Here is a 19,248-nt window from a genome sequence, read left to right as displayed (position 1 = left end):
AGACAAGGGAACCTAACATGACCGCTGAAATCATCGAAATCTCCAGGCTGGCCTTGCATGACCAGGTGGTGGCGCGCCTGCGCACCATGCTGGTGGAGGGGCGCATCGCGCCCGGCGCCAAGCTCAACGAACGCGAGCTGTGCCTGCAGCTGAACGTGTCGCGCACGCCGCTGCGCGAGGCCATCAAGTTGCTGGCGGCCGAGGGGCTGGTCGACCTGCTGCCCAACCGCGGCGCGGTGGCGGTGAAGCTCACCGAGGCCGACGTGCTCAACACCTTCGAGGTGCTGGCGATGCTCGAGGGCATGTCGGGCGAGCTGGCGGCCAAGCGCATCACCGACGAAGAACTGGCCGAGGTGCGCGCGCTGCACTACGAAATGATGGCCTGCTTCGCGCGGCGCGACCTGTCGGGCTACTACCGCCTGAACGCGCGCATCCACACGGCCATCAACGACGCGGCGGCGAACCCGGTGCTGTCGAACACCTACCGCTCGATCAACGCCCGCGTGCAGTCGCTGCGCTTTCGCACCAACCAGGACGAGACCAAGTGGAAGCACGCGGTCGAGGAGCACGAGCAGATGGTGCAGGCGCTGGCCGCGCGCGACGCGCAGGCCATGCGCAAGGTGCTCACGGCGCACGTGCTGCGCAAGCGCGACACCGTGCTGGAGCTGCTGCGCGCCGGGCAGATCTACCCCACTGCCAAGAGCAAGACCACGAGCAACAACGCGAGTTAAGCACCCACCATGCGCATCGACCCCGCCAGCCACATGCAGCCAGCCGGAACCGTTCTTCCGCCCAACGACACCTGCGAACTGCTGGCGCGCCGGCTGCGCACCGACACGCAGGGCGAGGTGCTGTTCGACGACGGCTCGCGCGGGCGCTACGCCACCGACGCGTCGATCTACCAGATCACGCCGGTCGGCGCCTTCGTGCCCACGAACGAGCGCGACATCGCCACCGCCATCGACATCGCGCGCGACCTGAAGGTGCCGGTGCTGGCCCGCGGCGGCGGCACCAGCCAGTGCGGCCAGACCACGGGCGCGGCGCTGGTGATCGACAACAGCAAGCACTTTCGCAAGGTGCTCGAGGTGAACGTGGAAGAGGGCACGGCGACGGTCGAGCCGGGCCTGGTGCTCGACCACCTGAACGCGCAACTCAAGCCGCACGGGCTCTGGTACCCGGTCGACGTGTCGACCAGCGCGCAGGCCACGCTGGGCGGCATGGCGGGCAACAACTCCTGCGGCTCGCGCTCCATCGCCTACGGCAACATGGTGCACAACGTGCTGGGCGCGAGCGCGTGGCTGTCGAGTGGCGAGCTGGTCGAGTTCGGGCCGCTGGGCCAGCTGGGCGCGCGCGCGGCGGGCATCGCGCAGTTCGTGCACGGGCTGGCGCGCCAGCATGGCGAGGCCATGGCGAAGCACTGGCCCAAGGTGATGCGCCGCGTGGCGGGCTACAACCTCGACATCTTCGACAACCAGAGCGAGAAGCCGTACACGGCCGACGGCAGCGTGAACCTGGCGCACCTGCTCATCGGCGCCGAAGGCACGCTGGCCTACACGCGCAGCCTGAAGCTCAAGCTGGCGCCGCTGCCGCGCGCCAAGGTGCTGGGCATCGTGAACTTCCCGACCTTCCATGCGGCCATGGACGCGGCGCAGCACATCGTGAAGCTCGGGCCGACCGCGGTGGAGCTGGTCGATCGCACGATGATCGAACTGAGCCTGGCCAACCCCGCGTTCAAGCCGACCGTGGAAACGGCGTTGATCGGCAAGCCCGCTGCGATCCTGCTGGTCGAGTTCTCGGGCGCCGACAAGGCTGCGTTGCTGCCTCAACTGAAGCGGCTGGTCGAGCTGATGGGCGACCTCGGCCTGCCCGGCAGCGTGGTCGAGATGGCCGACGACGCGCGGCAGAAGAACCTGTGGGAGGTGCGCAAGGCCGGCCTCAACATCATGATGAGCCTCAAGGGCGACGGCAAACCCGTGAGCTTCATCGAAGACTGCGCGGTGCCGCTCGAGCACCTGGCCGAATACACCGACGCGCTGACAGAGGTGTTCGCCAAGTACGGCAGCCGCGGCACCTGGTACGCGCATGCCTCGGTCGGCACGCTGCACGTGCGGCCCATTCTCGACATGCGCGCCGACGGCGCGGCCAAGATGCGCGCCATTGCCGAAGAGGCCAGCGCGCTGGTGCGCAAGTACAAGGGCGCGTTCAGCGGCGAGCACGGCGACGGGCTGTGCCGCGGCGAATGGATCGAATGGCAGTTCGGGCCGGCGATCAACGAGGCTTTTCGCGCGATCAAGCAGCAGCTCGACCCGATCGGCCTGTTCAACCCCGGCAAGATCATCGACCCGCCGCGCATGGACGACGGCGCGTTGTTCCGCTTTGCGCCGCCCACCGCGCCAAAGCCGTACCGCCGCATCGAATTGAAGCCGGTGCTCGACTGGTCGGGCTGGAATGTCAACGCCGACCCCGTGACCGAGGTCACCACCGCGCCGGGCACCGGCGGTGACAGCACCGGCGGCCTCGCCAAGGCCGTGGAGATGTGCAACAACAACGGCCACTGCCGCAAGTTCGACGCCGGCACCATGTGCCCCAGCTACCGCGTGACGCGCGACGAGCAGCACCTGACGCGCGGCCGCGCCAACACGCTGCGCCTGGCGCTGTCGGGCCAGCTCGGCGCCGACGCCTTCACCAGCGAGGCCATGCACGAGACCATGGACCTGTGCGTCGGCTGCAAGGGCTGCAAGCGCGACTGCCCGACCGGTGTCGACATGGCGAAGATGAAGGTCGAGTTTCTCGACCACTACAAGAAGCGCCACGGTCACACGCTGAAAGACAAGCTGGTCGCCTACATGCCCGACTATGCGCACCGCGCCAGCCGCATGCCGTGGCTGCTGAACCTGCGCAACCGCGTGCCGGGCGCGGCATGGCTGGGCGAGAAGATGCTGGGCTTTTCGGCCAAGCGCTCATTGCCCGAATGGCGTGCGGACACCTTCTGGCGTGCGAAGGACGCGGTGGCGGCCGGCCTGTTTTCCGATCGGGCCTCGGTGCTGGCCGCCGCGGCGCGTGGCGAGAAGGTCGCCGTGCTGTTCGTCGACACCTTCAACGGCACCTTCGAAAGCGAGAACGTCTTTGCGGCGGCCCGCGTGCTGCACGCCGCAGGCTATGCGCTGCACACGGTGGAGAAGGGCGGCGGGCACCACTGCTGCGGCCGGACCTTCCTGGCCAGCGGCATGGTGGACGAAGCCAAGATTCGCGCCGGAGCGCTGATCGACGCGCTGCTGCCGCTGGCGCAGGCGGGCGTTCCCATCGTCGGGCTCGAGCCCTCGTGCCTGCTCACGCTGCGCGACGAAACGCTGGTGATGGGCTTCGGCGACAAGGCGCAGGCCGTCGCGAAGCAGGCGCTGCTGTTCGAGGAGTTCATCGCCCGCGAACGCAAGGCCGGCCGCTTCGAACTCGCGCTGAAGCCGGCCACCGCGCCGATCCTGCTGCACGGCCACTGCCACCAGAAGGCCTTCGGCGCGGTGAGTCCGATCATGGACGTGCTGAAGCTGATTCCGGGCGCCGAGCCCGAGCTGATCGAGAGCTCATGCTGCGGCATGGCCGGCAGCTTCGGCTACGAGGCCAGCCACTTCGAGGTGTCGATGCAGATGGCCGAGGCGAGCCTGCTACCGGCCATTCGCGCGAGGCCCGATGCGATCGTGGTGGCGGACGGCACGAGTTGCAGGCACCAGATCGGCGACGGGGCGCAGCGCGAGGCGGTGCATGTGGCGGTGCTGCTGGCGCGGCACATGATGCTCTGAGGCGGCTGCGGTTTTCTCTTTCGGAACTCAGAAGGGTGGCGAGACCACCTGGCGCCAGCTGCGGCGCCAGGTGCGCGACACCCCGCAGCCGTCGCCGATCTTCTGCGTGTCGCCCACGCCGGTCAGGAAGCCCGTTTCATTGGTGCAATTGACTTCGGGCTTGCCATCGGGGCGACCTTCGTTGGGCTGGCCGACCATGTTGCGCGAGGTCACGTTGCCGCGCGTGAAACCGCCGGCAGGGTTCGAGACGATCGAATAGAAATCGAAGCTGCCGTTGCCATCGACGTCGAACGAATACTTGTTCTTGCCCGTCAACGCGTCCAGCACGTAAGTGTTGTTCGGCAGGCTGCCGGTGGCCGTGCAGGACTCGATGCCCAGGTTCTTGTCCTCCGGCAGGAAGGACGTGACGATCACGCTGCTGCCCAGGTTTGCCAGGTCGCCCACCACGCGCTCGCCGTTCTCCATCGCCCCGGGGTAGGGGATCACGCCGAGGTTCAGCAGCCATCCCTTCTTGGTTTTCCAGTCCACGGCGTTGCTGCTGACCTGGTAGAAGTTCTTGTCGCGCTCGTCGAGCAAGCCGGCCTTTGCCGAGGCCTTGTCGATGGTTTGCTCCACGAGGTCGGCGAGTTCGACCTTGCGTGCGTCGGCCTTGGCGTCGCCGCCGATGGGCGTCGGGTCCCAGATGCCGTAGATGGCCTGTTTCCTGGTGGGCGTCGCGAGGTCTTCCTCGTCGAGCAGGATGCCCGTGCCCACGACCACGATGGCGCCGCACTGCGTGGACGCGCTGTACGTGCAGGTGCTTCCGTCGCCGGGGTGGACCTGCCATGCCGGTGCGGCGTAGATCGGCTGCGTCTTGCCGCCCTGCGTGGTGAACAGCAGCTGACCCTTGGAGGACGTCCCGAGCTTTGCGCTGCGCAGGTCGAAACGCAACAGGTTGCCGTTCGCGTCGCCAGCGTAGGCTGCGACGATGCGGCGGGTGGTGTCGCGCACGGCGACCACGCCGCCCAGGCCGCGGTTGCCGTCAGTGGCGGTGTTGCCATATTCCGTGGGGAGCCCGATGAATTTCTTGAGCTTGCCGGTCAGCGCTTCCACCACGTACAGCCCGACCTGCTTGCCGGTCTCGGGGTAGTGACCGCTGCCCGTCAGCATGACCCAGGTGCCGTCGTCCAGTTGGCCCGCGACCGGGTTGTTGGTCACGTGGGCCAGGTCGGCGTAGTCCTTGTGCTTGTTGTTCACCTCCCAGAGAAAGTGATTCTGCGTCGGCGTTCGGCCTGTGGCACTCAAGGGCGATTCCAGGCCGTACATGAACGGCCCCGCGCGTCCGCCGGTGCCTAACACCAACTGGCGCCATGTGTTCTTTCCACCTGCCGGCGCCACGCCGTTCTTGTCGTACACGTCCTGCTCGACCAGCGGGCCGTCGAGCGTGTAGCGGAAGCGGAAGTTCGGATTGGCCAGGTCGACCTGCGACGCCATGGCGCCCTTGGGCATGAAGGCGGCCAGCTCGATGCCCCCTGCGTCGTTCCTGGCGGCGTTCAGCACGTGGACCTTGCCGTTGTTGGTGGCGGCAAAGATAGTGGGAGGGGCTGAGCTCTTGAGCGCCTTGTAGTCGGCATATGGGGTGCCTCTGCCGTCCACCGCGCTCAAGGGACCATAGCCCATGTCGAAACGCCCGCCCACGAACACCGGCGGCGAGTTGACCGAGGCGCCGATGGGCTGCTTGCGCAACCGGTAGACCGTGCCGTCGGCGTCCTTCTGCGGGTCGCTGCCCAGCAGGTAGCGGACAAAGCTCTCGTCTGCGGCCTGTTGCTTGTCCGCATTGAGCAGGGCTTGGAAATCGGCCGGCAGTTTGTCCAGTCGCGTGTCGTTGGTCAGCACCGTGCGCAGGGCCGATGCGGGGGCGTTGGGGTCGTAGTTCGACAAGGCGAAGATCGACCGCTTGTTCGCGGAGGGCATCCTGACATTGGCGGACCAGGCCGGGATCGGCTTGCCTGCTTTGTCGACCGCGTTGTAGTCACCGTCGGCATTCAGTTCGAAGGCCTTGATGTCGCCGCTGTTGTCCGCGGTCTGGTACTCGGTCGTGTACTTGTACTGGCCTTGCAGCGTCTGGAACTCGTTGCTGTTGCCCGACACGGCCACGCCGGCGTCGTTGCCGGACCCGACCATGCTGCTCAGTGCGTTGTCGAGCGCCCGGCGCACGTCGTCGCCCGAGTACACGCTGTAGGCACGGCCGCCACCGGTGAAGCCGGCGTGGATGAAATCGTCCACGCGCTGTGCATCGCTCGTCTTGTCGCCATCGTTCAGGTCGCTGGTGGGCCAGTTGGGTTTTTTCGCCGCGTTGCCGGCGAGCCAATCGTTGTTGTAGCTCTCGATCTGCGCCCAGGTCAGCCCGCCGGTCCTGCCTGCGTCGCCCGAAGGCGTCAGGCCCCAGCCGATGGTGAAGGTGGTCATGTTCTGCCAGAACGTGGGGTTGTGCTGGCCGCCCATCGGGGGAACGTCGTTGGGGAGCGTCTTGGAGAAATCCGTATGCCAGAAGTAGCGGGCCGTGAGGTCGGCGAACCCGTTGCTGCTGGTGCCGCCGTCGCCGTAGGGGATGTACGTGTTTCTGGCGTTCAGCTTCTTCAGCGCATCCGTGCTGTCGTAGCCGGGCGCACCCTTCGGGTCGTAGCTGAATGCAGTGGCACTTGCCGACGGCTTGCCGTCGAAATTGATGCTTGCGCTGCTGGCGGTCTTTTGCGTGTCGATGCCTTGCGCGGTTTTCGCGTTCCAGGCGCCATCGGACAGCACGATGCTGTAGGCGCGCCGGCAGCTCAGTTCGCCGCTCTTCGGGTCGTTGGGATCGTTCTTCCAGGGGGGGGTCAGGGGGGCAGACGTGATGGGCTTCGTCGTGCTGCCGGCGTAGTAGTCGGCCGCGAGCACCAGGGCGTTGTGGCTTGGTGTTCCTCCCTTGGGGTTGATGCCGTAGATCCAATCGTAGAAGTTGGTCTTCCACTTCTTTCCGTTCGCGGCCGCTTCGTCCCTGAAGTAGTTGACGCCACTCACGATGCCCAGCGCATCGTCTCCGTTGTTGTTGTACTGGACGTAGCCCACCCTGAACTTGTTGTCGTAGCTTTGCATCGCCAGGCCCAGGGCCGTGCTGACCGCCAGCGTGCGGGAGCGGTACCACTCATACCAGTTCGCGATGTTCTGGCGTTCCTGCTCCGTGGTGCACTGGGCGGCATTCGGCCCGCAGTCGGTACGCTTGTGGCCGAGGGGCAACTTGATGGTGCCGGAAGTGGACGGATTGCTGATGGTGGTCTCGGACCGGTTTGCGGCGCTGGAACAGTCACCGTTCTTGCATTGGACGTAGGTGAACTTTCTCGACCCGGCCGTTGTACCGGCGTTGTGATCCGGTCTTCGGTTGTCTGACAACTGGTTGTCCACGAAGAACGTCGAATTGCTCTGCGGCGTGCCGTTCGAATTCACTCGGGCGGTGTAGGTGATGGCCGGGTTGTAGTACTGCGTGTTGACGTCGCTGGACCGCATGGCATACCAGCCGTACCTTCCGTCGCAATTCCGGCCACTTTTGGGGCAGTTGTCTTCGACCGCATACCCGTCCTGAGCCTCCTCCGCCATCGACCCGGAGTTGTCCAGCACGAACATCAGATTGGGCTTGGCGCCCGGCACGGCGTTGTACAGCGGGGCCTGGCTCGGCGTCGTGGCAGCCAGCGCATCGCCAAGGGGAAGAACCGCCGCGCCCCACGCGGCAGCGAGACTGACGAAGGTTTGCAGCGTGCGTGCGGCCCTGGCGGGTGCCGGAAAAAGAAACGGGCGCGTGGCGGTCATGCGGTTTTCCCTGCGGTTGAAAGTGGGGCGCTGATAAGGCGTGCGAGATTCATCGCCAGCACTCCTTCGTCAGCAGTCCCGCGACCTCGTCGTCCATGTCCTTCACACCCAGGCCGCTCAAGGTCAGCGTGCCGCACCGATCGCCGGTCATGCTGCCGGTGCGGGTGGCCTTGAGGATGTAGCTGGGTGGGGTGTCGCGCGCGAAGACGGCGATGGTGTAGTTGGCGGCGCCGGACTTCGGTGACTGCTGCAAGGCCTTGGGCAACAGGCTCTCTGCGCCTTTCTTCTGCTCGGTCTCCTCGCCGGCATCACCCGCGGCAGCGGTGTAGCGATCGTTCGCCGAGTAGTAGCGCTGCATGAACTGCGCGGCCTCCATCAGGATGCCCTGGGCTTCGGCGCGCTTGGAGCGGCGCACGTGCTCCTGGTAGTTCGGCAGCGCGATGGCGGCCAGGATGGCGACGATCGCGACGACGACCATGACTTCGATCAGCGTGAAGCCGCGGCGGGAGTGCAAGGAACCGGGGGACAGGTGTGTCATGGCGATGAAGGTCATGAAGTCATTTGTCGCGCGTCAGCACGGACTGCAGCCACGCTTCGGCGCCTTGGGTGGCGATGCCGGTCGACTTCTCGAACCTGGCGTTGTTGGCAAAGCCCCGGGCGGTGATCAGGTAGCCGGTCAGACTGGGCGTCGAAGTGGTGGCGATCTTCTGAATGAGGCAGCGCGGTTCGATCTCCAGGGGCGTCGCGTCGACCGTGGTGCCGGTGGGCTTCTTGTTGACGTAGGCCTTCGGAACGACGATCGCGCTGTTGCCCACCCAGCTGGCCTTCTTGCGCCATGCCGCGGTTTCGTCGAACTCCGAGCCGATGGGGGTCGTGATGATCCGGGCGCGCATGCCGACGGAGGCGTACTCGGTGTAGTCCTTGTCGTCACCGTCGAAGATGGCCACCTGTTCGCAAAAACGCAGCGCGGTCTCGGCGGCCTCGCGCGCGACCTCGGTTGAACGGATGCCGTTCACGCTGCGCTCGCTCTGCGTGGCATTGCGGATCGCGAAGGTGCCGACCAGCGACAGGATCACGACCAGGATCAGCGTGACGATCAGCACGGCGCCGCGTTCGCACGCACGGCCGGCGATGCGGCGCGGAAGAGGGGATGGCTTCGTGTTCATGGGGTGATCAGGCGGTTGCGCAGCAGCACCGTGGTGGTGAAGGTCCTGCGCAGGTAGCCGTCGGTGCTGGTGCGGTCGGTGTTGTCGCATCGCTTGTAGGCAAGGCCACCGTCGGGCACGTCGCGCACCGGCCGGTCGCTGCGCATCTGCAGGCACACGCGCACGCTCAGCACGCGGCTCCAGCGGTCTTCGGCGAGATCGGCAAGGACGCCGCTGCCGGGCAGGGCATCGACACCCGCGGCATCCAGGTACTTGACGATCTGGTGTCGCAGCGGGTCGTAGGTGGCCGCCAGCTCGATGCTGGGACGGTTGGCCACGCCGTACAGAATGCGCATGCTCTCGACGTTGGCGAGCAGCGGTTGCGAGGCACCGATGGCGTTGACGGCGTCGCGCTTTTCCATCCCGCGGCACGACAGCATCGGCGCCGTGCTCGCGTCTGTCACCAGATAGCGGTTGTCGGCCAGGGCGTAGTTGCCGGGTGCCGGCGTGGGCGGCGGGTTCACCTGCGACGGCGTGAGCGCGTTGATGCCGTTGCCCAGGCAGTTCGTCGCCAGCTTGGCGTCGGTGCCCGTGGGCATGGTGTTGTCGGTGGTGGCTTCGTAGCGGATGGCGATGGCGTCGCTGCCCTTGCCTGTGCACGACAGCTTGTCGAAGGCGGCTGCGGCGTCGGTGAATCCGCCGGTGCATCCGCGCACGGCGGGGCCGGCGTAGTTGCCCATCACTGTGGCGCCGTTGCTCGGGATGAGCTGCTGCGAATAGCCGGCCTGCTTGAGCTGCTGCTGGATCAGGTTGAGCGCGAGGATGCCGTCCTCGTTCAACTGCGTCTCGGCCTGCGACAACTCGCTGCTGCGGCTGGAGGTCGAGAACGTGGACAGGGCGGCTGCCAGGATCACCAGCCCGATCGTCAGCGAGATCATCAGCTCGATCAGCGTGAAGCCGCGGGCCGCGTTGCGCGTGCGTGGGAGTGCAGTGCAGACGGTGCTCACAGCGTGACCCGGAAGTACATGCAGTTCACCTCTGCCGGGGCCGCGATGTTGGCGCCGGCGATGGGGCAGGCCTGGCGCAGCCCGAAGCCCGCGTCCTCCGCGATGGCGCGCCAAATCAGCCAGATGTTCAGCACGCGCGTGGCCGGCAGGCCGTTCACACCGGAGGCCGCGTCGGCCAGTTCCGTCGTGACGTAGGCCGTGCCGCCGGGCAGCCGGTTCCCGACATTCGTGAGCCACTGCGCGAGGTCGTAGGCAGCAATGGCCGCGCCACAGGTGTTGACCGGCTTGTCGGGAACGGAGGTGTCGACCTCGCACGCGGCGGGCGGCGGCGTGGGGTCCGTGGAGGCCGCTTCGCGCGTGCTGGCGTTGTAGGCCTTGGCGTGGGTGTAGCCGGCAAAGCCCGCGAGGTTGGCGCGAGCACGTTCCGCGTAGTCGTTCACCAGGCTCAGGCCGGTGGCGCGCATGCGCGAGAACTGGTTGTACTTGAGGGCCGCCGAGGTGAGCCCCGCCATGCCGAACAGGCCGATGGCCAGGATGACGATGGCGACCAGCACCTCGATGAGGGTGGCGCCGCGTTGTGTGGGGCGCTTCATTCGTCGTTGCCCGAACAGTCTTCGCCCTCCGCGGCGTAGCGGATGCGCCCGGGCTTGCTGATGCACAGCGTCTTGCGTGCCCATGGGGTGGCACTGGCTGTTTCGAAACCGGGGGCCTCGACCGTGATGCTGTTGCTCCCCGAGCTCACCAGACCATTGGGCAGGAAGACAAAACGGCCGGCTTTGCCCAGGGCGATCTTCGCGATGCCGGGCAGTGCGTCCTGCCGCAACAGCACCTCGTCTGTCGACTCGGAATAGGCGAAGTCGGCGTCGCGGTCGTTCTTGGCGAAGACGATCCAGCCGGCCGCGAAATCGTTGCCGCCCGAGCCGGTTTCGCACTCGACCGCGGTGCCTGCGCGCAATTGGCAGACGACGACGGGTCTTGCGCGGGCAATGGCTTCGGTGCGTGCGGTGCGCAGCGAACCGGTCACGGCGTTGATGGCGTTGGACAGCCGCCATTGCACGATGAAGCGCGTCATCGAAGGCGCCGCGATGCCGATCAGGATCGCGAGGATCGCCAGCGTGACCATCAGCTCGATGGCCGTCAGTCCGCGCTGGTCGCGCAGCCGCGCCGACCGCGAAGAATCGCGTGGCCTCATGTGCATGTGTCTCCCTGTTGTTTTGGAATTTCAGCCGACAACTTCTGGGCGCGAGACTAGGGGGCGATGCACATGTCCGACAACGGCTTGCCGACATTCGGTGCGTTCGAAAGGATGAGCGGAAATGCCTCGAAGCGCCGAATGAAAGTCTGGTATTTCGGGGTGTTTGGCTGGTACTTTTGCTCTTCTGCGGAAGAGGTCTTCGCGCCCATGTCCGCGCGTCGTTTTTCAACCTTGAATCACAATGCTCCGATGACTGCCGCATCTCCTTCCGATTCCGGCTTTGCCTTGTTCCCGACCGCCATCGGCGTCTGCGCGCTGGCCTGGGGGCCGCAGGGGCTGGTCGGTGTGCAACTGCCTGAAGAGCGGGGCGAAGCCGCGACGCGTGCGCGCATGCATCGGCGCTTTCCTGACCTGGAAGAAGCCCCGCCGTCGCCGCGCGCGCAGCACGCCATCGCGGGCGTGCAGGCGCTGCTCGAAGGCGCGACCGACGACCTGTGCGACATCGAGCTCGACATGCGCGGCGTGTCCGAGTTCCATCAGCGCGTCTATGCGATCGCGCGGCGCATTCCGCCGGGGCAGACGCGCACCTACGGCGAGGTGGCCGAAGAACTGGGCGACAAGGGCCTGTCGCGTGCGGTCGGCCAGGCCATGGGCCACAACCCCTTCGCGCCGGTCGTGCCCTGCCACCGCGTGCTGGCCGCGGGCAACAAGCCCGGCGGCTTCTCGGCGGGCGGTGGCGCGTTGACCAAGCTGCGCATGCTCGACATCGAAGGCGCCACGCCGAGCGGAACGCGCTCGCTGTTCTGAGCTTGAACGGTCAGGCCGCCGGCACGGGCAGTTGTTGCAGTCCCGCGATGCGCGAACCGAAGATGATCGCGGCCTGCAGCACGAAGCCCGCGAGCGCCAGCAGCAGACAGGCCGGCTCGCCCCACAAGGCACCGACCAGGCCGCCGAGCGCCGCGCCCACGGGGCGTGCGCCCGCGTTCACCGTCAGGAACACCGCCGACACGCGGCCCAGCATCGCCGAGGCCGTCACGCTCTGGCGCAGCGTGGTCGAGGTGATGACCCAGACCATCGGCCCTGCGCCGAACAGGAAGAACGAGAGCGCGGCCAGCGAGGCAGTCGGCACGACGAGCGTGGCCGCCATCGTCGCGGCGGCGGCCACCGCCACGGCCGGCCCGACCTGGATCGCGCGCCCGAAAGGTAGCCGCGCCGTCACGCGCGACGTCAGGAGCGCACCGACCACCATGCCTGCACCGTACATCGCGAGCGTGAAGCCCACGGCCTGCGCGCCGAGGCCCAGCACGCGCACGGCATAGGGCACATAGCCCGCCTGCAGCACGAACCACGAGATGTTGAAGACCGCACCGGTCATCAGCATCGGCCGCAGGAACGCGTGTTGCCAGACGAAGCGCGCACCATCGTGCACGTCGCGCAGCGGATGGCGCGACGGGGCCGCGGGGCGGGGCGCTTCGTTCAGGCGCAACAACAGGCCCACGGCCGCCACCGACAGCACCGACGCCAGCACGAAGGCCGACGATGCGCCGGCCCACGCGACCAGCGCGCCCGCGAGCGCGGGCCCGGCCGTGAAGGCGGCACTGCGCGCCAGCTCCAGCCGCCCGTTGGCGCGCGCCAGCGCGTCGCGCGGCACGAGGGCCGGCACCAGCGCGGGCGCCGCGACGCTGAAGCCCACGGTGCCGACCGCGCCGAGGAACCCGAGCACGGCCAGCCCGCCGATGCCCAGCGTCGACGACAGCACCATGCCGAGCAAGGCCAGCAGCGACACCGCGCGCAGGCCCTCGGCCCACACCATCAGGCGACGGCGCGACATGCGGTCCGCGAGCAGGCCCATCGGCAGCGAGACCAGCAGGAAGGGCAGCGTCTGCACCGCCGCGAGAAAGCCGATCTCACCCGGCCCGGCGCCGAGCGCGAGCACGGCCACCAGCGGCACGGCTGCGAGGCTCAGTTGTTCGGCGGACTGCGCCGCCAGATTGGCCCAGGCAAGGTGGGAGAAGGAACGGGGAAGGGGCGAGGGCATGGGGCGGCACACGAAGAGAAAGACCGCATCCTCGGGGCCGCGCCCGTCTGCCGCTGGCCGTTTACGGACTTGGAAGCCTCAGCTCGCGTTCATCTGCTCGAACCACTCGGCCACGCACACCGCTTCGGGCGCCGCATCGGGTGCGAGGCCGTAGTAGTAGCGCTCCAGCGTCATCCGCATCCCAGGCAACGGCGACTGCAGCCGCCCCGAGGCCAGGTCGTGCGTCACCAGCGAGGTCGGCGCCAGCGCGATGCCCAGCCCGTCGACCGCGGCCTGCAGCACGAAGTGCAGGTGATCGAACTGCAGCCGCCCGGCCGGCCGCGCGCGCGGTGCGCCAACCTGCTGCTTCCAGTCGTCCCAATCGTCCTTGCGCGTGCGCGCCGACAGCAGCACGTGCGAGGCGAGGGCGCGCAGGTCGGGCAGCGGCTGCGCCTTGAACAGCGCGGGTGCGCCGACCACCAGCACTTCGTCTTCGAGGAAAGGGCGCACCTGGATCGACGACGGCCAGCCTTCGAGGCCGCGGCGCACGGCGATGTCGAAACTGTCCGTGGCCTGCTCGGGCATGACGGTGCTGGTGACGACCTGCGGCTCGATATCGGGATGGCGTTCCACGAAGGACGGCAGCCGGGGAATCAGCCAGCGCACCGCGAACGAGGGCCGCACGTTGATGCGCACCGCGCGCGCCGGGCCCTGCAGCTGCAGCGCACGGGCCGCCGCGTGAATCTGCGCGAGCGCGGGTTCGGTCTCCGCGAAGAACTGCTGGCCCTCGGGCGTCAGCGTGACCTGCCGGATGCGGCGCTCGAACAGCGCCACGCCCAGGCAGGCCTCGAGGCTCTTGATCTGCCGGCTCACCGCGCTGTGCGTCACGTGCAGCTCGACCGCGGCACGCGTGAAGCTCAGGTGGCGGGCCGCCGCGACGAAGGCGCGCACGGCATGGAGGGGCGGTTCGCGAAGCGGCATGCGTGCGATTTTCTCACGCATGCCGCGCGGGAATGTCGTTTGTCGGCGGGCAGCGCGAGCGGGCACGATACGGGCTCGATGTCCGCCGCACCACCGCTTTCTCCCGCCGCTCCCGCCCGTTCCACCGACCTGGATTCCCGCCACGCCGCCATGGCGCTCGGCCTCTCGCTGCCGGCCGATGTGGTGCTGTACCTGCTGCTGCCCATGTACGCGTCGCAGTTCGGCGTCTCGCTGGCCGAGGTCGGGTTGCTGCTGGCGGCCAACCGGCTGGTGCGCATCGCGGGCTACGGCTGGGTGGCGCGTTTCTATGCGCGCCACGGCGACCGGGCGAGCTGCACGCTGGCCGTGGTGGCCGCCGCCGGCTGCGGGCTGGGCTACGCCACGCTCTCGGGTTTCTGGGCGCTGCTGCCGCTGCGGCTGACCTGGGGCCTGTGCTTCGCGGCGCTCAACCTGTCGACGCAGGCCCTGGCCACGGCCGACCCGATCGGTGCCGCGCGGCGCAGCGGGCGTTCGCGCGCCTTCATCGCGACCGGGCCGGTGCTCGCGCTGCCGCTCGCTGCGCTGCTGGCGTACACGGTCGGGCCGCGCGCGATCTTCGGTGTGCTGGCGGTGGTGTCGTTGCTCGCGCTGTTCGTCACCCGGCGGCTGCCGTCGAAGCCGCACCATAGTGCCGCGCCGACGCGGCGCTTCTCGCGGCCGAACGCGCTGGACGGCTGGTCCTTCATCGAAGGGCTGGCGCTCGACGGCCTGTTCATCGTGGGCCTGTCGTACCTCGGCAAGGACCTGCTGCCCGGCGGCGCGGTGATCGTGGCCGGTGTGCTGATGGCGCTGCGCTACCTCGCGGAAATCTTCCTTGGGCCGGTGGGCGGGCGCATGGCGGAGCACTTCGGCGCCGAGCGCCTGCTCGTGAGCCTGTCGCTGGTGACGTCGCTCGCGCTCGTGGGCTTCGGCCTGGGCTGGCTGTGGAGCTGTGCGGCGCTGATCGTGGTGCTGCGCGCGCTGCAGGTGCCGCTGCTGCCGCCCATCGTGGCGCGTCGCACGCCCGGGCCGGAGCGCGTGCGGGCGCTGGCGGCCCGCGCGGTCTGGCGCGACATCGGCGCGGGCGCCGGACCCTTGCTGGCCGGCGTGCTGCTGCCCATTGCTTCGCCGCCGTGGATCTACGGCAGTGCCGCGCTGTTGCTGGCGGTGGCGGCGCTGGCCTGTGTCCGGCGCGCATCGCCACCCACCCCGATTCAGGAGAACATCACCCCATGACCACCATCGACACCGTCGCCCAACTCGAAGCCCTGTTCGGCCTGCCGGGCGAGGCCTCGCTCAAGAAGGAAGTGCCGTACCTGCACCCGAGCTACCAGGCGCTGATCGCCGCGTCGCCGTTCGCGGTGCTCGCGACCACAGGCCCCGGCGGGCTCGATGCCTCGCCGCGCGGCGACGCTCCGGGCTTCGTCGCGGTGCAGGACGACAAGACCTTGCTGCTGCCCGAGCGGCGCGGCAACAACCGCATCGACAGCCTGCGCAACATCGTGGTCGACCCGCGCGTGGCCTTGCTGTTCCTGATTCCGGGCGTGGGCGAGACGCTGCGCGTGAACGGGCGCGCGCGCATCAGCGTGGCGCCCGAGCTGCTGGCGCGCTTCGCGGTGGAAGGGCGTGCGCCGCAGTGCGTGATCGAGATCAGCGTCGAGACCGTGTTCTTCCAGTGCGCCCGCGCGATCCAGCGTTCGAAGCTCTGGGCGCCGGTGTCGGAAGACGCGCCGCGCACCGTGCCGACGCCGGGCGCCATCCTTTCGGCGCTGACCGATGCGGCCTTCGACGGCGCCACCTACGACCGCGAACTGCCCGCGCGCCAACAGGCCACGCTGTACTGAAGGGGCGCGGCGTACCACCCGGTAGAACGAATGCACTAGCGGCGAAAGCCGCCGACCCCACGCCTGCACCGATTGCGAGCCTTCGCCACAATCGACCCAATGCGTTCTTCTCCGTTCTTCAAAATGGCCCTGCTGCTGGGCCTGCTCTCCGCCATCGGGCCTTTCGCGATCGACATGTACCTCCCGGCTTTGCCTGCCATCGGGCAGAGCCTGCATGCGGACATCGGCGCGGTGCAGATGAGCCTCACCGCCTTCTTCCTGTCGCTCGGCGCGGGCCAGTTGCTCTACGGCCCGATCTCCGACATGGTCGGGCGCAAGCCGCCGCTGTATGCCGGGCTGGTGCTGTTCGCGCTGGCCAGCGTGGGCTGCGCGCTGGCGACCGACATCCAGACCCTGATCGCGCTGCGCTTCGTGCAGGGCCTGGGCGCGGCCGCCGGCATGGCGATTCCGCGCGCCGTGGTGCGCGACCTGCACACGGGCACCGACGCCGCGCGGCTGATGTCGCTGCTGATGCTGGTGTTCAGCGTGTCGCCCATCCTGGCGCCGCTCGCGGGCAGCCTGGTCATCGCCTTCACCGGCTGGCGCGGCGTGTTCTGGGCCGTCACCATCGCCGCGGTGGCGGGCCTGGCCATGATGGTCAAGCTGCTCGACGAAACTCGCCCGGCCTCCGAGCGTGTCGAAAGCAGCCTGGGCAGCGCGCTGTCGGCCTACTGGCTGCTGCTGCGCGACTGGCACTACCTCGGGCTGGTGTTCATCGGCAGCTTCGCCATGGCGGGCTTCTTCACCTACCTGGCGAATTCGTCGTTCGTGATGATCGACCACTACGGCCTGTCGCCCGCGATGTACAGCGTGGCCTTCGGCGTGAACGCGGCGGCCTTCATCGCGGCCTCGCAGTTCACGGGTTCGCTGGGCGAGCGCTACGGGCTGGTCAACCTCGTCAAGTTCGGCGTGGCCTGCTGCGGCGTGGCGATGGTCGCCATGTTCGTGTACTTCGCGATGGGCGGCGACAACCTGTGGGTGCTGATCGTCTTGTACTTCATCGCCTCGGGCTTCATGGGCCTGGTGATCCCGACCACCGGCGTGCTGGCGCTCGAGATGCACGGCGCCATCGCCGGCACGGCTTCGGCGCTGCTGGGCACGCTGCAGATGCTGACCGGCGCGCTCGCGATGGCGGTGGTGGGCCTGTTCTCCAACGGCCGGCCGCTGCCGATGGTGGCAGGCATGGCCGCCGGCGCGCTCATCGCGCTGGTGCTGACCTGGCTCACGCTCGGCGGTGTGCGCTCGGAGCCGACCGAGGGCAGGGCGCAGGAGGCCTGACATGACGGTGGCCATGACAGGCAACGGCCCGCAGGCCCAGCTCGACGGCCTGGCCGCGCCCGCGCGCGGCTGGGCGATGCTGGTCATCATCCTCGGGCTCACGGTGTCGGTGCTCGACGGCACCATCGTCAACCTGGCGCTGCCCGGCATCGCGCGCGAGCTGCAGGCCACGCCGGCGCAGGCCATCTGGGTGGTCAACGCCTACCAGATCGCCACGCTGGTGATGCTGCTGCCGCTGGCCTCGCTGGGCGACCTCGTGGGCTACCGGCGCGTGTACCTGGTGGGCATGGCGGTGTTCACCGTGTCGTCGCTGGCCGCGACCTTCGCCAATTCGCTCGCCACGCTGATCGCGTCGCGCGCGCTGCAGGGGCTGGGCGCGGCGGGGATCATGAGCGTCAACGCGGCGCTGGTGCGGCTCACGTTCCCCTCGGCGCAGCTGGGGCGGGGCATGGCCATCAACTCGCTGGTGGTCGCCACCTCGTCTGTGGCCGGGCCTTCGGTGGCGGCGGCGATCCTGTCGGTGGCGTCGTGGCCGTGGCTCTTCGCTATCAACGTGCCGCTGGGCATCGTCACCTTCGCACTCGGCATGCGCGCGCTGCCGTTCAACCGCTCGGCGCCGGCCGCCGGCGCGCGCTTCTCGCTGGTCGACGTGACGCTCAACGTGCTGATGTTCTCGCTGGTCTTCCTCGGCGTGGACCACCTGGGCGTGCGCGAGGGTGGGGTGCAGGCCACGGGCACGCCGTGGTCGGCCTGGGCCACGTTGGCGGCCGGGCTGGCGGTGGGCTTCGTCTACCTGCGGCGCCAGCGCACGCAGGCGGTGCCGCTCTTTCCCATCGACCTGCTGCGCATCCCGGTGTTCGCGCTGTCGATGGGCACCTCGGTGGCGGCGTTCTGCGCGCAGATGCTGGCCTACATCGCGCTGCCGTTTTTGCTGCTCGACGTGTACGGCCGCAGCCACATCGAGGCCGGCCTGCTGATCACGGCGTGGCCGCTGGCCATCGTGGTGATGGCGCCCATCGCCGGTCGGCTCATCGGGCGCTATCCCGACGGGCTGCTGGGCGGCATTGGCCTGGGCCTGCTGGCCACGGGCCTGGCGCTGCTGGCGGCGCTGCCGGCGCACCCGGGCAATGCCGACATCGCCTGGCGCATGGCGCTGTGCGGCCTGGGCTTCGGCCTGTTCCAGTCGCCCAACAACCACACCATCGTGAGTTCGCCACCCGCGCACCGAAGTGGTGCGGCCAGCGGCATGCTGGGCACGGCGCGGCTCACGGGGCAGACGCTCGGGGCCGTGGTGCTGGCGGCGGTGTTCAGTATCTGGAGCCCGCACGGCGGGCATGGCCCGGTGGTGGCGCTGGTGCTGGCAGCGGGCTGCGCGGCGGTGGCGGCGGTTTTCAGCAGTCTGCGGCTGAAGACGACAAGTCCGCATGCCTGAATAAGGTAGGGTACGGCCTCATGAAGGAAGTACCTGACACCGTGGTCTGCCCGGGCTGCGACGCGGTCTACGCCCGCACGCCGCTGGCGCCGCGCGACGTGGCCGAGTGCCCGCGCTGCGGCACCGAGCTCGACCGGCACCCGGGCGCGCAGCAGCGGCGCATCCTGCCGCTGACGGTCGCGAGCCTGATCATGTTCGCCATCGCCAACCTGTTTCCCATCGTCGAGATCGAGCTGCAGGGCCTGCGCAGCCAGACCACGCTGGCCGGCGCGGTGGTGGTGCTGAGCGCCGAGGGCATGTCGCCGGTGGCGCTGCTGGTGCTGGCCACGACCATCCTGTTTCCGCTGCTGCAGCTGTGCATCCTGGCCTACCTGCTGGTGCCGCTGGCCCGCGCGCACCGGCCCTGGGGTTTCGCGGTGCTGGTGCGCATGATGCAGTCGCTGCGGCCCTGGGGAATGATCGAGGTCTTCCTGCTCGGCGTGCTGGTGGCGATCGTCAAGCTGTCGAGCATGGCGACGGTGGTGCCGGGCCCCGCGCTGTGGGCCTTCGTGGCGCTCACCGTGACGCTCACGGCCGTGCTGTCGTTCAACCCCGGCGCGTTCTGGGAGATGACCTTCCGCAAGGCCGATGAAGAAGACGCCGATGCCGATGCACCGGAGGTGCGCGCATGAAC

At 68.5% G+C, this 19,248-nt stretch carries 17 protein-coding genes; 8 read left to right on the top strand and 9 right to left on the bottom strand.

Annotated elements, in window-relative coordinates:
- Positions 1-17 precede the first annotated feature (17 nt).
- On the top strand, positions 18-731 hold the full coding sequence (locus AC07OX_RS00640) for a GntR family transcriptional regulator (RefSeq protein WP_495262928.1): 714 nt from the start codon (positions 18-20) through the stop codon (positions 729-731).
- Positions 732-740: 9 nt separating this feature from the next.
- Entirely contained in the window at positions 741-3,797 is a 3,057-nt protein-coding gene (locus AC07OX_RS00635) for an FAD-binding and (Fe-S)-binding domain-containing protein (protein WP_495262929.1), read from the top strand.
- A gap of 27 nt (positions 3,798-3,824) precedes the next feature.
- Here the strand turns inward: AC07OX_RS00635 and AC07OX_RS00630 are convergent, their stop codons facing one another.
- Genes AC07OX_RS00630 through AC07OX_RS00600 form a run of 7 tightly spaced genes read right to left on the bottom strand, consistent with a single transcriptional unit; the run spans position 3,825 to position 11,175 of the window.
- A complete protein-coding gene (locus tag AC07OX_RS00630) occupies positions 3,825-7,619 on the bottom strand; it encodes a pilus assembly protein (RefSeq protein ID WP_495262930.1) in 3,795 nt (1,264 codons plus the stop codon).
- A gap of 49 nt (positions 7,620-7,668) precedes the next feature.
- A complete protein-coding gene (locus AC07OX_RS00625) occupies positions 7,669-8,172 on the bottom strand; it encodes a type IV pilin protein (protein ID WP_495262931.1) in 504 nt (167 codons plus the stop codon).
- 4 nt (positions 8,173-8,176) lie between these two features.
- A complete protein-coding gene (locus AC07OX_RS00620) occupies positions 8,177-8,785 on the bottom strand; it encodes a pilus assembly PilX family protein (RefSeq protein WP_495262932.1) in 609 nt (202 codons plus the stop codon).
- The gene (locus tag AC07OX_RS00615) at positions 8,782-9,771 is read right to left on the bottom strand and encodes a PilW family protein (RefSeq protein ID WP_495262933.1); all 990 of its coding nucleotides are present in this window, start codon (positions 9,769-9,771) and stop codon (positions 8,782-8,784) included. The genes AC07OX_RS00620 and AC07OX_RS00615 overlap by 4 nt, the downstream gene beginning before the upstream one ends.
- The gene (pilV, locus tag AC07OX_RS00610) at positions 9,768-10,364 is read right to left on the bottom strand and encodes a type IV pilus modification protein PilV (protein ID WP_495262934.1); all 597 of its coding nucleotides are present in this window, start codon (positions 10,362-10,364) and stop codon (positions 9,768-9,770) included. Before pilV ends, AC07OX_RS00615 begins: the two co-directional genes overlap by 4 nt.
- Complete coding sequence (locus AC07OX_RS00605) at positions 10,361-10,963, bottom strand: GspH/FimT family pseudopilin (protein WP_495262935.1); 603 nt, start codon at positions 10,961-10,963, stop codon at positions 10,361-10,363. The genes pilV and AC07OX_RS00605 overlap by 4 nt, the downstream gene beginning before the upstream one ends.
- Positions 10,964-11,019: 56 nt before the next feature.
- Complete coding sequence (locus tag AC07OX_RS00600) at positions 11,020-11,175, bottom strand: hypothetical protein (RefSeq protein ID WP_495262936.1); 156 nt, start codon at positions 11,173-11,175, stop codon at positions 11,020-11,022.
- 40 nt (positions 11,176-11,215) lie between these two features.
- On the opposite strand from AC07OX_RS00600, the gene AC07OX_RS00595 reads away from it, so the two are divergent.
- Positions 11,216-11,773 (top strand): methylated-DNA--[protein]-cysteine S-methyltransferase, encoded by a 558-nt coding sequence (locus AC07OX_RS00595; RefSeq protein ID WP_159276978.1) that lies wholly within the window; start codon positions 11,216-11,218, stop codon positions 11,771-11,773.
- Between the two features lie 10 nt (positions 11,774-11,783).
- Here AC07OX_RS00595 and AC07OX_RS00590 read toward each other — a convergent pair whose 3' ends face one another.
- The gene (locus tag AC07OX_RS00590; protein ID WP_495262937.1) at positions 11,784-13,004 is read right to left on the bottom strand and encodes an MFS transporter; all 1,221 of its coding nucleotides are present in this window, start codon (positions 13,002-13,004) and stop codon (positions 11,784-11,786) included.
- Positions 13,005-13,082: 78 nt separating this feature from the next.
- Entirely contained in the window at positions 13,083-13,964 is an 882-nt protein-coding gene (locus AC07OX_RS00585) for a LysR substrate-binding domain-containing protein (RefSeq protein ID WP_495262938.1), read from the bottom strand.
- A gap of 78 nt (positions 13,965-14,042) precedes the next feature.
- On the opposite strand from AC07OX_RS00585, the gene AC07OX_RS00580 reads away from it, so the two are divergent.
- The 5 genes from AC07OX_RS00580 (at position 14,043) to AC07OX_RS00560 (ending at position 19,246) form a co-directional block, all read left to right on the top strand.
- A complete protein-coding gene (locus AC07OX_RS00580) occupies positions 14,043-15,218 on the top strand; it encodes an MFS transporter (protein WP_495262939.1) in 1,176 nt (391 codons plus the stop codon).
- Positions 15,215-15,826 carry a pyridoxamine 5'-phosphate oxidase family protein gene (locus tag AC07OX_RS00575; protein ID WP_495262940.1) on the top strand — a complete coding sequence of 204 codons (612 nt, stop codon included), beginning with the start codon at positions 15,215-15,217 and terminating at the stop codon, positions 15,824-15,826. The genes AC07OX_RS00580 and AC07OX_RS00575 overlap by 4 nt, the downstream gene beginning before the upstream one ends.
- A 99-nt stretch (positions 15,827-15,925) precedes the next feature.
- Positions 15,926-17,143, top strand: coding sequence for a multidrug effflux MFS transporter (locus AC07OX_RS00570; protein ID WP_495262941.1), 1,218 nt, complete (start codon positions 15,926-15,928; stop codon positions 17,141-17,143).
- Position 17,144: 1 nt separating this feature from the next.
- Positions 17,145-18,575, top strand: coding sequence for an MFS transporter (locus AC07OX_RS00565; protein WP_495262942.1), 1,431 nt, complete (start codon positions 17,145-17,147; stop codon positions 18,573-18,575).
- A gap of 20 nt (positions 18,576-18,595) precedes the next feature.
- Entirely contained in the window at positions 18,596-19,246 is a 651-nt protein-coding gene (locus AC07OX_RS00560) for a paraquat-inducible protein A (RefSeq protein ID WP_095745301.1), read from the top strand.
- The last annotated feature ends 2 nt before the right edge of the window (positions 19,247-19,248 follow it).

The organism is Variovorax sp. GW821-FHT09D07 (assembly GCF_059416345.1).
The sequence above is the reverse complement of the archived record's forward strand: the minus strand, read 5'-3'. Positions and strand labels throughout refer to the sequence as shown.